Genomic DNA, 13,842 nt, shown 5'->3' with positions numbered 1-13,842 from the left:
GGAAGCGGGCTGCCGCAGCGCGGCCCGCTTCCCGCCGGTTACGGCCGGTCAATTGCCGCCGTTACAGCACCTGGGCCACCGCTGGGGGAGCCTGGTCAGGCGCGGTCGAGACTACTTCCGGAAGGAAAGGCGATGACGATCCTGGTGCCGGCACCCGGGGCCGATTCAACCTGCAGCGTACCGCCGGCTTCCCTGACGGTGTCGCGCATGATCCGGAGGCCGAGGTGGTCGGCCCGCCTGGCCGCGTCAGGAGTAAAGCCGACGCCGTCGTCGACCACCTCCATCACCACAGCAGTGCTGGATTGCCTCAACGAAACTCTGACCAGACGGGCGGACGCATGCTTGGATGCATTGGTGACGGCTTCACGCGCTGCGCGGTAGAGCAGCTCGGGGGAGGCGAGAGCGGTGGGCTCCGGGAAGTCAATGTCCAATTGCCAGTCGGCTCCGCGTTGGCGGACCAGAACACCCAATCCGTCGAGCGCAGCCGGCAAGCCCTCAGCCGACAGGTCCGGCGGATACAGCGTCAGCGTGATCCGGCGCAAGTTACGGATACTGCCCTGCACAACATTTTTGGCCAGCGCATGAAAGGTGCTGTCCGAAGCAGTCTGTTGCTGTTCGCGTGATTCCAGACTGTAGGCCAGCCCGGCCAGCTCTTGGATGACGCCGTCATGAAGGGTCTGGGCCAGACGTTGGCGTTCTTGTTCGGATGCCGCCATTGATCGTTGCAGCAGTCCTCGCCGGATTTCACCATCTTTCCGCATACGGCGCGCCATTCGGATTGCCGGTTCAAGCTGGAGCATCTGCAGCACGGCCAACGCGATCAAGATGACAGGCAGGATGCCCAGCATCTCATCCTGCATGCGGTTGATTTCATCCGGCGGATAAGACAGCTCGAAGATGTAGTCATGTCCGTTGCCGGCCTGTGCACGCACATAAACGTTGACCAGCTGAGTCTGGCCCGTCTCGAAGATATTGTCGTCGTCCGCTGGATCTTCCACGAGGCTGACAGGTGCATCCCCCTGCAGCTGGACCAGGAGATGAGCCGGCAGGTCGAACTGCCGCCCGATGAGCTCATCGACGTCCGAATACACAATCGTGCCGTCGAAGTCCCAAACCTTGACCCGCAAAATGTGGCCGTCGTCAATCATCGGGTCCACTTCGCTGTCCAACTCGGCCAAGGCCTGCGGAATGCCCGCAATCACCGCATCCGTGACGTCCTGGGCGAATTCGTGGTCGACCATTTGTTCCGTGTGTTCGGCGGTGTGGAGGAGTGCCTGGTCGGCAGCCAGCGAGCGGGCAACCATGATCACGGGCACCGTGACGATGATCAGTGCCGCAAGCCCGGACAGCGCGAAGCGGCGCAGGGCCGCCTGCATTTCCGAGGGCTTCCGGCGGCGGGGCTCGGAGGGTGATTCAGCGAGGATGCTGCGCCGGACCCGCGCGGCGAACTCAACGACCATACCCGCCGCCCAGCAGTTCCAGCCGCTGGGCGGTGGCGACGGCTTCCAGCTGCGAATGTGCGCCGAGCTTGGCAAGAATCGACTTCACGTATCCCCGACAGGTGTGCTGGGAAATGCCCAGCCTCCGGGAATTCGTTCGCACATCGTGGCCTGCTGCCATGAGAGCCAGTACCTGATGCTCGCGTTTCGTCAGCGCCGGTCTGTCCGCTGCCTGGGCCGGCGGAGCGGTCGCACATCGGGTGAGCGCGGACGGATGGACAGCCATGCTGCCGCTCCTGGCGTGCCGGATCGTTTCGAGCAGTGTCGACAGGGAGCCGTCTTTGGGCAGGAAACCGGAAAGACCCGATGCGGCGGCGCGCGCGAGTACATTCAGCGACGGGTTACCGGTCAACAAGATGATCCGCGTCTCCGGGGCAGCCTGCAGGATCTGCTCCGCGGCGCTGAGTCCATCACCGTCGGGCAAATGGTAATCCATGATCACCACGTCGGGCCGGGACCGGCGGCACAGGGCAACCGCCTCCGTCACGCCGGCGGCGCTGCCCACGTTGACCAGATCCGATTCCCGATTCAGGGCATCAGACAGCAACTCCGCGAAAGTCGTGTGGTCATCTACGACGGCGATGCGTAGTTTGTGCTCCCCCAAAGAGCTCATTCTCCAGTTCCCCAACTCAAGACACGAAGGACTTGACCCCACCTCGAGTATGCACGGTACGCACCTGGAAGTACACACCGGGCCGGCGGGGTCCCCCGCTCTCAGCTGGCCGTCAGCGCCTTGCGTAAGAAAGAGCTGACGATGTCTCCCGCCGCAATATAGCGGGGTTCCGCGTTAACATCAGCCATGAATTGTTCTTTCCGGTGCCTCGCTGCGGGCGGGTCCAGCCGTTCGTTGAGCACCAGCAGCGCCGCCAGGACTTCCGACAGGCCGGACTGCGCGTCGGCGGTGGCCTTCAGCAGCCGCACATAGATCTCCTGAAGGGCCGGGCCGGGTGCACAACCGAGGTCGCGGCCGAACAACCGCCGGCATCGTTCGTAGGCCTGCAACCCGTCCGCATGCCGTCCGCCCAGCTCCAGGCCCCGGATCAGGACTGTCCACGCCGCTTCATTCAGCGGAGAAGCAGCAACGCAGCGCTGCGCCCAGAGCACGGCGTCATCGGGCCGCCGCAAGGCCAGCGCGGCCTCCGCAGCCAGCTGTTGGGCGTGCTGCACCATTTCCGCATGGCTCGACCGGGCATCTTCCGCCCAATCGGGAGTCAATTCGTGGCCCAGCAGCGGTTCAGTGGCGAGCGACAGCGCCTCGGCCAGCAGAGGGTACGCCCTCCACGGTTCGGCAAACTCGGCGGCCCGCACCAGGGCTTGGAACCGGTGCAGGTCGACGTCGACCATGTCCCGGTCGATCATGTAACCACCGTTGGCGGTGCGCAGCGGTCCTGACTTTGCGCAGCCCGGCTGCAGGTTGCGCCGCAGGATGCTGACATAGCTCTCCAAGGTGGCCAGTGCTTCGCCCGGAGCCCGGCCGCCCCACAACATGTGCACCAGCCGGTCCTTCGACATGGGCGAACCTACGTGCAGTAACAAGATTTCCAGCACCTGGCGCGGCTTTGGGCCGCCCAGCTTGTCGGCGGTCAACAAGTCCCCGCCGCGACGGATCCTCAAGTTTCCGATCATTTGCACAGCCACGGGCATGGCCCGTCCACTCAATTGCTCCACGATTCCCCCTCGTAGCACGCACCCTCCCCATTGAGTGCACCACCATCGTGCGTTGACTACGTGCCGGCGGGACAGCCTCGCGTGGGGGAGCCAACATCCCCAATTTGAGGGGGCGGGAACAGCACTCGGTTTTTTCCAAGGATGAATGGAGACTCTGGACTCGTGATCCCGAGCCTCCGGCTCAGTGCGGCAGGCCGGCCGGGCACACGCCGCCGGGCCCTGGCGTCACCCCTCAACGCCAGGGCCCGGTCGAGTGTCCCGCCCCGGCCGGACGGCCGGACCTGTCGGCGCCGGTGTGCGGCGCCGGGCTGCGGCGCCGGGCTGCCGCGCCGGGGCCCTCAGGCGGGGTGCGGGCGTAGGGGCCAGGGAATGTGCTCCCGCACATCGGTGAGGTTCATACTGACTTCCAGGAACAGGTCGTCGAGCATGTATTCGTCCACCCCGAGGATGGTCAACGCGTGACCGCCGCCCTGCTGAGGCCCGTCCATTGCTACCGCGGAGACACAAACCCCGGTCCGCCAGTCGACCCGCACCTCGGTGCGGCCCGCGGGAAGCAGCGGATGGCCGGCGTCGTACGGTGCGTACGTTTGGTTGGGCGAAACGACCGCCTCCAGCGCCTGGCGGCCCTGGTGCTCGACCTCGCGCAGTTCATGGATCTCCACGGGGTTGGCGAAGGGCGCCTCATAGGCCACTGGCGCGCTGCCGGCCAGCTCAACCGGATCCAGCATTGCGGACCAGCGCCCGTTGCCGAAGACCGGCTCACCGTAGGCGGCCTCGGGCCGGCGGCGCACCAGGTGGATGTCGTTGAACACCGGCGTGACCAGATGCGGCGGCAACAGCCACGACTTGCGTGTCGCGCTGACGTAGAAACCATCCCGGGAGTCGTTGATGCCGGTGGTGCTGTACAGCAGCCGGCCGTCGGCCGTCTCGACCCGAAGCGCGCCGGGGCGCCGGGTCCACGCACGCAGCATGCCGCCGGAAGCGTCCGGCTCCGGTGCCTCGGCCTGGACGGCGCGGAGCTCGAACCGCAGCGATTCCCACTTCCAGGGAGAAGAGCGGCAGAGGCACCTGAAGATCTCCGCATTGCCGGCGGCGTCGCCGGTTTTGAGCACGCTCCCGCCGTTCATATCCACAGTGTAGCCGCCGGCTCCCGGGGATCAGGGGGGTGCAGTAGGTTGGGTCCATGGTCGAGCAACTGGCGCTGCTGTGGCCCGGCCGCGCATTCGCGTTCTGGATGCTTTTGGCCGCCGGCGGCTATCTGCTCGTGATCGGAGCCCGGCTGAGCTGGATCGACCTGCGCACGCACCGGCTGCCGAACCGCATCATTTTTCCGGCCTACGCGGTGTCCGGGGTGCTGCTGATTGCCGCCTCTCTGGGAGGCTACGACGCCGGCATGTTCTGGCATGTGCCGGCCGGCGGCGCACTGCTCTGGGTCTTCTATTTCGCCGTCCGGTTCATTTATCCAGCCGGCATGGGGTTCGGCGACGTGAAACTGGCCGGAGTGCTGGGGATGTACCTGGGGTATCTGGGGTTTGAGCAGGTGCTGTTCGGGACGTTCGCGGCATTCCTGCTGGGCGGGGCGTACGGTGTGCTGCTGGTGGTGCTGCGGCGCGAATCGCTGCGCAGCGACATTCCGTTCGGGCCGTTCATGATTGCCGGCACGTGGGTGGCGCTGCTGCTGCCGACGTAGCCTAGGGTCATGCCTACTCCCGATTTCATCCTCCGGTTGCGCGACAAAATCGGCCACGACCTGCTCTGGCTCCCCGGCGTCACTGCCGTAGTGCTGGATGAGCGGAACCGCGTCTTGCTGGGCCGCCGCGCCGACAACGGGCGGTGGACGCTGATCACCGGCATCCTGGACCCGGGGGAGCAGCCCGCCGAAGGCGTGGTGCGCGAGGTGTTGGAAGAAACAGGCGTCGTTGCCGAGGTCGAGCACCTGGCCGAGGTTTACGCGGGCGGTCCGACGGAGTTCGTCAATGGAGACCGGGCCCAGTTCCTGACGCTGAACTTCCGTTGTCGGCAGGTGGGCGGCGAAGCCCGGGTCAACGACGACGAGTCGTCCGAGGTCGGCTGGTTCGGACTGGACGAGCTGCCGGAACTGACCGACCATCATCGCGACCGCTGAAGGCGGCCCTGCGGGCCGGGGGAGTCCCGGAGTTTGTCCGCTGAGCCTATTGGATGTCCGAGTCGGGAGGCGGCAGGACGTACTGCCGGTCTTCGTCCACGGACTCGACGCCCTCGATTCCGGCAACTGCCGCACGCTGTCCCTCCGGCAGTGAACCGGTAATCATGCCCAAGGTGGACAGCACGTTCTCCACCTGCATGCCGCCGGCCGCCAACTGTTCGGCGATCCGCCCGGTATCGGAGAGGTAGTCGTGGCGCACCGTCACGGTGATCTGCATACCCCCATGATAGGTCCGCGGCACCCTCCCGGGGGAAGGCAGGTCACTGCGGGGAAAGCACCAGCCCTGCCCCGACATCGACGGAGGGCACGGGCAACCGCTCCGCCTCCTGGACCAGGGTGGCCCACAGCTCCAGGCCACGCCGGCCGGTGGCCTCTGCCCACAGGGCCGCCACGCCGGCGGCGTGGGGCGTCGCCATGCTGGTTCCGCTGATGGTGTTGTACCGCTTCGGCATCGGCCAGGACGAGTACACCTGGAATCCGGGGCCGGCGCAGTCCACCTGCCCGCCGCGCAGAGGAAGGCTCCGGGCGGAAAAGAACGCGACCTCCAGGGCCTGGTCCAGCGCGGCTACCCCCATGATGAACGGGCTGTTCGCCGGGGCGCCGACGAACCCGAACTCGCCCTTCCGGCGGTCGGCGTTGTTTCCCGCGGCGGCGATGATCAGGGAACCCTGTTCCAGCGCCCGGCTCCCGGCCGCCGTGTAGGGCGGGTGGATTTGTGCCACGTCGGCTCCCAACGACATGGAGATGACGGCACAACCGTTGCCCACGGCCCAGTCGATCCCGGCGAGGATGCCGGCGTCGGTCCCGGAACCGGCGTTGCTGAGCACCTTCCCGGCGAAGATTTCCGCTTCGTGGGCCACGCCGTAGCGCGGACCGGTGCCGGGGGCCTTGGGGCCGCACGCGGTCCCGATGCAGTGCGTGCCGTGGCCGTGTCCGTCGTGGGGCGGCTCGCCGGCAATGAAGGAGGCGCTGGTGATGCTGCGTCCGGCGAAATCGGGATGCGCTTCATCGAAGCCCGTGTCCAGCACGGCGACGCGCACCCCTTGCCCGGAATAGGGCGACGAGACGGCCCTGGTGGCCTGCTGCCCCCACGTGAAATTGGTGTTGTCGGCGAAACCCGCCGGCGCGGGACCCGCTTCGCGGCGTTCGTGCCGGCCCGCGGCGAGCCGGCCGGACAGGTCGGTCACGCCGTCGCGGTAGCCGGCAGCATAGTCCTCGACGCCCAGCACATCGTGGATGAGTTCCGGCGAGACCGAGAGGACACGGTGCCGGGCAGCGGAACTGACCTGGAGCGAACTGATCTGGTCCGGGCCGGCAGCGACGACGGCGATCCCCAGGTTTGCGAAGACCGTTGCGTCCGCGCCGGAGGCCGAGTCCGGATCCACTCCCCGGGTGCCGAAATCGCGGCTATCCGCGACATCCGACAGACCAGCGGCGTCGGCCAGGATCCCGGCACATTCATCGGCCGGGCCGTAGAAGACGACGATATAGCGTCCGGTGGTCTTCGGATGCCCGGGCAGGGAATAGTCGGCCGTCGCCAGGGACGGGGGCTGCGAATCGCCAATCACGGAGACCTCCTGGACGCTCTTCCGCTTAGGTCCCCGATGGGCCGGGCGGCGGCCCGGGAGGGGCCGTTCACCCGCAGTCCGCGGGGACGTGTGCGCATCATCCTAGCCCCGGCGGCCGACGGTTCAAGCTGTAGGCAATCGTTTCAGCCAGTCGGGGGCAAAAATAGCGGGCGGGCTCGGTCCTGCCGCACATCCGGCGCCGGTGCGACGGGCCGGCGGCGGGCCCGCCGCACACCGAAGGGCGCCCCCGCCGAAGCAGAAGCGCCCTACATGGTCCGCAGGGGGACGTGTCTGCTACTTGGCCTGCGGCGGCACGGTCATCGAGAGCACGTCGAGCGCAGAATCCAGCTGCTCTTCGGTCAGTTCGCCGCGCTCCAGGAAGCCAAGGGCGATGACGGACTCGCGCACGGTCAGGCCTTCCTGGACCGAATGCTTGGCGATCTTGGCGGCGTTTTCGTAGCCGATGTACTTGTTCAGCGGGGTCACGATCGAGGGGGAGGCCTCGGCCAGGAAGCGGGCGCGCTCCACGTTGGCGGTCAGCCCGTCGATCATCTTGTCCGCCATCACGCGCGAGGTGTTGGCCAGCAGGCGGATGGACTCGAGCAGGTTGGCGGCCATCACCGGAATGCCGACGTTCAGCTCAAAGGCACCGTTGGTGGAGGACAAGGCGATCGTGGTGTCGTTGCCGACGACCTGGGCTGCAACCATGATCGCTGCCTCGCAGATCACCGGGTTGACCTTGCCGGGCATGATCGAGGATCCCGGCTGCAGGTCGGGGATGGCGATTTCGCCCAGGCCCGTGTTCGGGCCCGAGCCCATCCAGCGTAGGTCGTTGTTGATCTTCATGAACGCGTACGCAATGTTGCGCAGCTGCCCGGAGGCCTCGATCAGGCCGTCGCGGTTGGCCTGGGCCTCGAAGTGGTTGCGGGCCTCCGTCAGCGGCAAGCCGGTGTCGGCGGCCAGCAGTTCGATGACGCGCTGCGGGAAGCCGGCCGGGGTGTTGATGCCGGTGCCGACGGCGGTGCCGCCCAGCGGAACCTCGGCCACGCGCGGCAGCGATGCTTCGATGCGTTCGATGCCGTAGCGCACCTGTGCGGCGTAGCCGCCGAACTCCTGTCCGAGGGTGACCGGCGTCGCGTCCATCAGGTGGGTGCGGCCGGACTTCACCACATCCTTGAACTCCTCGGCCTTGCGCTCCAGCGAAGCGGCCAGGTAGTCCAGCGCAGGGATCAGCTCGTTGATCAGGGCCGAGGTGGCGGCCACGTGCACCGACGTCGGGAAGACATCATTCGAGGACTGCGAGGCGTTGACATGGTCGTTCGGGTGGACCGTCTTGTCGCTGCCGGCGGCCTTCAGCGCGCGGCTGGCCAGCTCCGCCAGGACCTCATTGGTGTTCATGTTCGACGAGGTGCCGGAACCGGTCTGGAAGACGTCGATCGGGAAATCGCCGTCGTACTTGCCCGTGGCTACTTCGTCGGCTGCCGCGGCGATGGCCTTGGCCAGCTCGCCGTCCAGCACGCCCAGTTCGGCGTTGGCGGTGGCGGCAGCCTTCTTGATCCGGGCCAGGGCCTCAATGTGGGCGCGCTCCAGCGTCTTGCCGGAGATCGGGAAGTTCTCGACGGCGCGCTGGGTCTGGGCACGGTAGAGGGCGTTGACCGGAACGCGGACCTCGCCCATGGTGTCGTGTTCGATGCGGTATTCAGCAGAATCAGCAGAAGTCATGGCTCCAAGCTTATGCCTGCCGCGCACCGGTTCCGAATTGTGTTGCGGCCCGGCGGCGGCCTACCCGACGGTGCGGCGACGGCGCCTGCAGCCCCGGGCAGGACCTGTCCTGCCCGGGGCGCGGCTAGAGCGCTCCGTGCCCTGCAACGAGCTCGGCGCGGCCGTCCGCCAGCCGGTAGGCGACGCCGACGACGGCCGTGCGGCCGGCCTCGACCGCCTCCGAGATGGCCCGCGAACTGTCCAGCAGGCGTTCGGAGGATTGCCGCACGTTTTCGATCACCATGTCGTTGAGGTCGTCGAGGCCGGCACGCCGGGCAGCCAACACCGACGGCGTGATCCGCTCCACGAGGTCGCGCAGGCCGCCGCGCGGCATTTCGCCGGTGTCTATCGTGTTCTTTGCCGCGATCACGGCGCCGCAGCTGTCGTGGCCCAAGATGACAATCAGCGGAACGTTGAGCACGTCCACGCCGTACTCGAGCGAACCGATCACCGCGTCTCCGAGGACATGGCCGGCGGTGCGGACCACGAAGGCATCGCCCAGTCCCAGGTCGAAAATGATTTCGGCAGCCAGCCGCGAGTCGGAACAGCCGAAGATGATGGCGAACGGATGCTGTTCGTTGACCAGTGAACTGCGCCGCGCGGCGTCCTGGTTCGGGTGGACGGACTCGCCTGCCACGAAGCGGGCGTTGCCGTCGATGAGTTTTTGCCAGGCCTGGGCGGGAGTCAGTGAGGTGGGCACGAAGCAACCTTACTGCTTCGCGGGGCCTGTCCCGCGCACCCGTTGCCGTGTCGGGGCGGGGTTAGTTGCTGTCCAGTTCTTCGACGACGGCGGTGGCCAGGACATCGAATTCGTCCAGCTCCGCCGTGCCGGTGAGGATGACGGTGAAGCCGCCGTGCTCCAGCACGAGGCTGCGCTCGCCCGCGCCGGCATCGCGCAGTTCCCAGGTGGCACCCGCCTCGCGGTCCCCGGTGACCGGCGCGTTGTCGGTCGCCTGGCCAATCCAGGTGGGGTTGGCCTTGTCGGTCTGAATGAGTCCGATGTACTCCTCGCCGGGGGTGATGTAGCCGACTTCCCACGCTGCCACCTGGGCGGTGCCCCCGGTATTCCACCGGGCGTAGTTGGCCGTCCAGCCCTCCGGGAGGTCAACGGCGAGCGGCCGGTAACCCGCCGTGGATTCGGCCTGCAGGGCCACCCCAGGCACGTCAATATTACGTTCGTAGACTCCGGGCTTGCTGCCCGGGTTCAGGAACATCACCGGAAGCAGCACGGCCAGGGAGAGCCCCACGGCCATCAGCATGCCGACCACCGGCGCCTTCGCACGATTGGCCTGCTTCGCCGTCAACACCGGCTTGACAGGCAACTCGGACGATTCTTCGGGACGCGCTTCACTCACCGTCCCATGATCTCAGATCCCCGCCGTTGTGCGCACACGCCCTCGCGCGAGCGGGCGGGCGGAGCGGCCCGCACGCTGGCTCCCGGCGTGCTGACGACTATGATCGAAAGCAATGGAAGATGTTCGCACCGCGGATGCATCCGTCACGGCACCGCAGCCGGTGCTGTCTGAAGAGCTACTCGAAGATGAGGTCGAAGTGTCCCAAGAAGCCCAGGCTGACCCCTTTTCCAACTTCCCGCCGTCGATGCGCGTCGGCGACAACGAGCCGGACCGAAACCTGGCGCTGGAACTGGTGCGCGTCACCGAAGCCGCGGCCATCGCCGGCGGCCACTGGGTCGGCTACGGGGACAAGAACGCCGCCGACGGCGCGGCTGTGGACGCCATGCGCGCGTTCCTGTCCACCGTCAGCTTCAACGGGGTGGTCGTGATCGGCGAGGGCGAAAAGGACGAGGCCCCGATGCTGTTCAACGGCGAAAAGGTGGGCGACGGCACCGGCGCCGAGTGCGACGTCGCCGTGGACCCGATCGACGGCACCCGGCTGACGGCGCTGGGCATCAACAACGCGCTCTCCGTGCTGGCCGTCTCCGAGCGCGGCACCATGTTCGACCCCTCGGCCGTGTTCTACATGGAGAAGCTGGTCACCGGGCCCGAAGCCGCGGACCTGGTGGACCTGCGGCTGCCCATCAAGCAGAACCTGCACCTGATCGCGAAGGCCAAGAACAAGAAGATCAACCAGATCAACGTGATGATCCTGGACCGCGACCGGCACAAGCCGTACGTCGAGGAGATCCGCGCCGCCGGCGCGCGCACCAAGTTCATCATGGACGGCGACGTTGCCGGCGGTATCGCGGCCGCCCGCGAAGGCACCGACGTCGACGTCCTGATGGGCATCGGCGGCACCCCGGAGGGCATCGTGACGGCCTGCGCCATCAAGTCCCTGGGCGGCGTGATCCAGGGCCGGCTCTGGCCGACCACCGACGAGGAAAAGCAGAAGGCCATCGACGCCGGCCACGACCTGGACCGGGTGCTGACCACCGATGACCTGGTCACCAGCGACAACTGCTTCTTCGTGGCCACCGGCATCACTGACGGCGACCTGCTGCGCGGAGTCCGCTACAAAAACCACAAGGTGCTGACGCAGTCGATCGTGATGCGCTCCAAGTCCGGCACGATCCGCTTCGTCGAGGGCGAGCACCAGGAATACAAGTGGGACCGCTTCGAGCGGAAGCTCTAGCCACCCGCAAGGACAGGAAGACCCCGCACCGGCCTGCGCCGGTGCGGGGTTTTCGTTTCTTCGTTTTCGGCCGATCCGTGGGCGGTCAGCGGGGGAGCTTGCCGCGCAGTTTCCGCAAGGCCGGCCCGACGGCGTTGCGCGCCTTGCCGGCGGCGGGCAGCACCGAGGTGCGGACCTTGTGCACGGCGGGGGTGACCGCCTCGCGGGCCGAGCGCGAGAGCAGGTAAGCCCGGTACATGAGCTGGTTGACGGGCAGGTCCCAGCTGCCCGGATAGCTGACCTCGTAGCCGCCGAAGGAACGCTTGAACCGGGAGAAACCGGCCCACGGGTGGTCGGGCTCGTCCTCGGGACTGACGCCCCACATGTCGAAGTGGCGGATGCCGGCGGCGCGGGCGTCCATCATCATGGTCACCACGAGCGGAATCCCGGCGTTGAGCTTGCGGTGGGCGTCGTCCGCGGCGGCGTGCGCATACACCCGTGTGGTCTCCGTGTCGTAGGACAGCGCGGCCGCAATGGGCTGCCCGTCCAACCGGGCGATGAAGAGTTTGGCCGCGCCGGCCGGCACCAGGGTCCGGGCGGCGTGCCGCAGGTAGTCGTCGGACTGGGCCTTGAAATCCGCGCGCCCGGAGACGTCGTGCAGGAAACCCAGCAGGATGCCGATGTCGTCCGGGTCGGCGGAGACATCGAACGTGACGCCCTTCTTGTGGATATTGCGGTACAGGTTACGGCTGGTGCTGCGCATGCCGGCCAGCAGGTCCTCTTCCGGCTGGCTCAGGTCCAGCATCCAGGTCAGTTTCGGCTGGACGTCCACCGGTGCCTTGACCAGGCCCAGCGACTGCAGCGCCGCCTGCGGCCGCTGGCCGAGGTCAGTGCCGACGGGTTCGATCCGCACGTAGTGGGCGCGCTCTTCCGCGGCCAGGGAGCGCAGGGCGGCCAGCGCGCGGATCAGAGCGGCGTTGTCGTCCGCCGCCGGGCCGTACGGAACGTACAGGAACCGGCCCAACGGCGTCTTTTCCGCGATGGCCAGGAAGGCCCAGCCGTCACCGCTGCGTTCGAAAACCTGTTTGCCCAGGCTGCGTTGAAAGTCCGCCCACGGCGCGGACTGCAGGATCGAAGCGGTCAAAGTGTGGCTCCCGTTCGTTGTTGGTCGAATTCATGTGTGCTGCCCGAGGTGGTGACCGCGAACAACACGGCACCCGTTCCTGTGTCGCCGGCCGGATGAACGTTCACCGGTTGTTCGGTGTCCGGGATGAACGCCGCCTCGCCGCGGCCGAGGGTCAGGTCGGACTTCGGTGAGTCCAGCAGCACGCTCCCGGACACCGCCAGCACGATCGCGGGACCGTGCTGGGCCAGCGGTACCGGGCTGCCGCCGTCGGCCAGTTCGATGCGCTGGAGTTGGAACTCGGCAAAGGGCGGGCAGTAGAGTTCCTGGCCGGCATCCGTCATGGTCCGTTGCACCATGGGCGGGGCAATCGGCCGGAAGTCGGTAATCTTCACCAGTTCCGGCACGTTGATGTACTTCGGGGTGAGGCCGCCGCGCAGCACGTTGTCCGAGGTCGCCATGACCTCCACCCCGACGCCCTGCAGGTAAGCGTGGATGTTTCCGGCTGGCAGGCACAGTGCCTGGCCGGGGGAGAGGACCACCAGGTTCAGCAGCAGCGAGATCAATGCGCCGGGATCGCCCGGATAGAGTTCACCCAGGCGGGCGACTGCTGCGTATTCGCTGCCCAGGCTGCCGGCCGGCGCCGCCGCCAGCATGCGGGCCGTGTCCGCGGCTAGCCGGGTGGAGCGCTCTCCGCCGTCGAGCAGCGCCACGAAAGCACCGCGCAGGGCCGTTTCCTCGTCGCCGCCGTCCAGCAGTTCCAGCACCTCGTCCAAAAGGTCCACGGCCGCGCCGGCGTCTGCCAGCCGTGGTTTCAACCCGCCCAGCAGCCGCGCCGCATCGCGCGGGGGACGGAAGCCGCACAGCGCCTGGAAGTCGCTGAGCGCGAAGATCATCTCCGGCTTGTGGTTGTCATCCCGGTAGCTGCGCTGCGGGTCGTTGAAGGAGATGCCGGCGGCGTTCTCCGCGGCGAACCCCAAGCGCGCCTGCTCAAGCGTGGGATGGACCTGAAGCGACAACGCGGAATCGGCGGCCAGGACCTTGGTCAGGAACGGCAGCGTGGCACCGAACATGCCCAGGACCGTCTCGCCCAGGGCGGCGCCGGGATTCTCCCTGATGAACTCGTCGAGCGGCCGTTCACCGCTGGCCAGCTGCACCTTTGACGGGGAGTCGGGGTGCGCGCCGATCCAGAGTTCGGCTTCCGGCCCGCCGGACGGTTCCCGCCCGAACAGCTCGGCAATCGCCGTCGTCGAACCCCAGGCATAGGGACGCAGTACATTCGTCAACCGATACATGTGAAGCCTCTTCCTCGTCCTTGTTCCAAACGATCCTCTCAGACCCCGCGCCGAAGCAGCATGCCGCCCGTCCGCACCGGACCGGGCGGACGCCGCCGGACGAGCACAACATCAGGTCGGAGCGAAGTATCCGGGCGCAGGCGGAGCGGACCCGGCACCGGCACGACACCCGGGC

Annotated in this window: 14 protein-coding genes; 3 read left to right on the top strand and 11 right to left on the bottom strand. The window is 67.3% G+C overall.

Annotated features, from left to right (window positions below):
- Nucleotides 1-95: 95 nt before the first annotated feature.
- The 4 genes from AC5RV3_RS14130 to AC5RV3_RS14115 form a co-directional block, all read right to left on the bottom strand.
- Nucleotides 96-1,460, bottom strand: a complete 1,365-nt coding sequence (locus AC5RV3_RS14130; RefSeq protein WP_494122686.1) for a sensor histidine kinase — start codon at nucleotides 1,458-1,460, stop codon at nucleotides 96-98.
- Nucleotides 1,450-2,112, bottom strand: a complete 663-nt coding sequence (locus AC5RV3_RS14125; protein WP_494122685.1) for a response regulator transcription factor — start codon at nucleotides 2,110-2,112, stop codon at nucleotides 1,450-1,452. Before AC5RV3_RS14125 ends, AC5RV3_RS14130 begins: the two co-directional genes overlap by 11 nt.
- A 101-nt stretch (nucleotides 2,113-2,213) precedes the next feature.
- The gene (locus tag AC5RV3_RS14120; RefSeq protein WP_494122684.1) at nucleotides 2,214-3,113 is read right to left on the bottom strand and encodes an AfsR/SARP family transcriptional regulator; all 900 of its coding nucleotides are present in this window, start codon (nucleotides 3,111-3,113) and stop codon (nucleotides 2,214-2,216) included.
- A 392-nt stretch (nucleotides 3,114-3,505) separates the two neighbouring features.
- Complete coding sequence (locus tag AC5RV3_RS14115) at nucleotides 3,506-4,294, bottom strand: hypothetical protein (RefSeq protein ID WP_494122683.1); 789 nt, start codon at nucleotides 4,292-4,294, stop codon at nucleotides 3,506-3,508.
- A 56-nt stretch (nucleotides 4,295-4,350) separates the two neighbouring features.
- On the opposite strand from AC5RV3_RS14115, the gene AC5RV3_RS14110 reads away from it, so the two are divergent.
- Entirely contained in the window at nucleotides 4,351-4,857 is a 507-nt protein-coding gene (locus AC5RV3_RS14110) for a prepilin peptidase (RefSeq protein WP_494122682.1), read from the top strand.
- Between the two features lie 9 nt (nucleotides 4,858-4,866).
- The gene (locus AC5RV3_RS14105; RefSeq protein ID WP_494122681.1) at nucleotides 4,867-5,292 is read left to right on the top strand and encodes an NUDIX hydrolase; all 426 of its coding nucleotides are present in this window, start codon (nucleotides 4,867-4,869) and stop codon (nucleotides 5,290-5,292) included.
- A gap of 46 nt (nucleotides 5,293-5,338) precedes the next feature.
- Here the strand turns inward: AC5RV3_RS14105 and AC5RV3_RS14100 are convergent, their stop codons facing one another.
- The 5 genes from AC5RV3_RS14100 to AC5RV3_RS14080 form a co-directional block, all read right to left on the bottom strand.
- On the bottom strand, nucleotides 5,339-5,569 hold the full coding sequence (locus AC5RV3_RS14100; protein ID WP_494113257.1) for a hypothetical protein: 231 nt from the start codon (nucleotides 5,567-5,569) through the stop codon (nucleotides 5,339-5,341).
- Nucleotides 5,570-5,612: 43 nt separating this feature from the next.
- A complete protein-coding gene (locus tag AC5RV3_RS14095; protein ID WP_494122680.1) occupies nucleotides 5,613-6,920 on the bottom strand; it encodes a S8 family serine peptidase in 1,308 nt (435 codons plus the stop codon).
- A 294-nt stretch (nucleotides 6,921-7,214) separates the two neighbouring features.
- The gene (locus AC5RV3_RS14090; RefSeq protein WP_494122679.1) at nucleotides 7,215-8,642 is read right to left on the bottom strand and encodes a class II fumarate hydratase; all 1,428 of its coding nucleotides are present in this window, start codon (nucleotides 8,640-8,642) and stop codon (nucleotides 7,215-7,217) included.
- A 124-nt stretch (nucleotides 8,643-8,766) separates the two neighbouring features.
- Nucleotides 8,767-9,381: a carbonic anhydrase gene (locus AC5RV3_RS14085; protein ID WP_494122678.1), complete on the bottom strand. Its 615-nt coding sequence runs from the start codon at nucleotides 9,379-9,381 to the stop codon at nucleotides 8,767-8,769.
- Between the two features lie 61 nt (nucleotides 9,382-9,442).
- A complete protein-coding gene (locus tag AC5RV3_RS14080; protein ID WP_494122677.1) occupies nucleotides 9,443-10,036 on the bottom strand; it encodes a DUF4245 domain-containing protein in 594 nt (197 codons plus the stop codon).
- 244 nt (nucleotides 10,037-10,280) lie between these two features.
- Here AC5RV3_RS14080 and glpX point away from each other — a divergent pair, with 244 nt between their 5' ends.
- Nucleotides 10,281-11,270, top strand: coding sequence for a class II fructose-bisphosphatase (glpX, locus tag AC5RV3_RS14075; RefSeq protein ID WP_493988242.1), 990 nt, complete (start codon nucleotides 10,281-10,283; stop codon nucleotides 11,268-11,270).
- 85 nt (nucleotides 11,271-11,355) lie between these two features.
- Here glpX and AC5RV3_RS14070 read toward each other — a convergent pair whose 3' ends face one another.
- Both AC5RV3_RS14070 and manA read right to left on the bottom strand, forming a co-directional pair.
- Nucleotides 11,356-12,393 carry a lipid II:glycine glycyltransferase FemX gene (locus AC5RV3_RS14070; RefSeq protein WP_494122676.1) on the bottom strand — a complete coding sequence of 346 codons (1,038 nt, stop codon included), beginning with the start codon at nucleotides 12,391-12,393 and terminating at the stop codon, nucleotides 11,356-11,358.
- Complete coding sequence (gene manA / locus AC5RV3_RS14065; protein ID WP_494122675.1) at nucleotides 12,390-13,667, bottom strand: mannose-6-phosphate isomerase, class I; 1,278 nt, start codon at nucleotides 13,665-13,667, stop codon at nucleotides 12,390-12,392. The genes AC5RV3_RS14070 and manA overlap by 4 nt, the downstream gene beginning before the upstream one ends.
- Nucleotides 13,668-13,842: the final 175 nt, after the last annotated feature.

This window comes from Arthrobacter sp. Y3221114, from assembly GCF_059092625.1.
The sequence above is the reverse complement of the archived record's forward strand: the minus strand, read 5'-3'. Positions and strand labels throughout refer to the sequence as shown.

Coding starts and splice junctions, on each gene's coding strand:
- AC5RV3_RS14110 (WP_494122682.1), top strand. CDS start 4,351: ATGGTCGAGCAACTGGCGCTGCTGTGGCCCGGCCGCGCATTCGCGTTC.
- manA (WP_494122675.1), bottom strand. CDS start 13,667: ATGTATCGGTTGACGAATGTACTGCGTCCCTATGCCTGGGGTTCGACG.
- AC5RV3_RS14130 (WP_494122686.1), bottom strand. CDS start 1,460: ATGGTCGTTGAGTTCGCCGCGCGGGTCCGGCGCAGCATCCTCGCTGAA.
- AC5RV3_RS14125 (WP_494122685.1), bottom strand. CDS start 2,112: ATGAGCTCTTTGGGGGAGCACAAACTACGCATCGCCGTCGTAGATGAC.
- AC5RV3_RS14090 (WP_494122679.1), bottom strand. CDS start 8,642: ATGACTTCTGCTGATTCTGCTGAATACCGCATCGAACACGACACCATG.
- AC5RV3_RS14100 (WP_494113257.1), bottom strand. CDS start 5,569: ATGCAGATCACCGTGACGGTGCGCCACGACTACCTCTCCGATACCGGG.
- AC5RV3_RS14115 (WP_494122683.1), bottom strand. CDS start 4,294: ATGAACGGCGGGAGCGTGCTCAAAACCGGCGACGCCGCCGGCAATGCG.
- glpX (WP_493988242.1), top strand. CDS start 10,281: ATGCGCGTCGGCGACAACGAGCCGGACCGAAACCTGGCGCTGGAACTG.
- AC5RV3_RS14105 (WP_494122681.1), top strand. CDS start 4,867: ATGCCTACTCCCGATTTCATCCTCCGGTTGCGCGACAAAATCGGCCAC.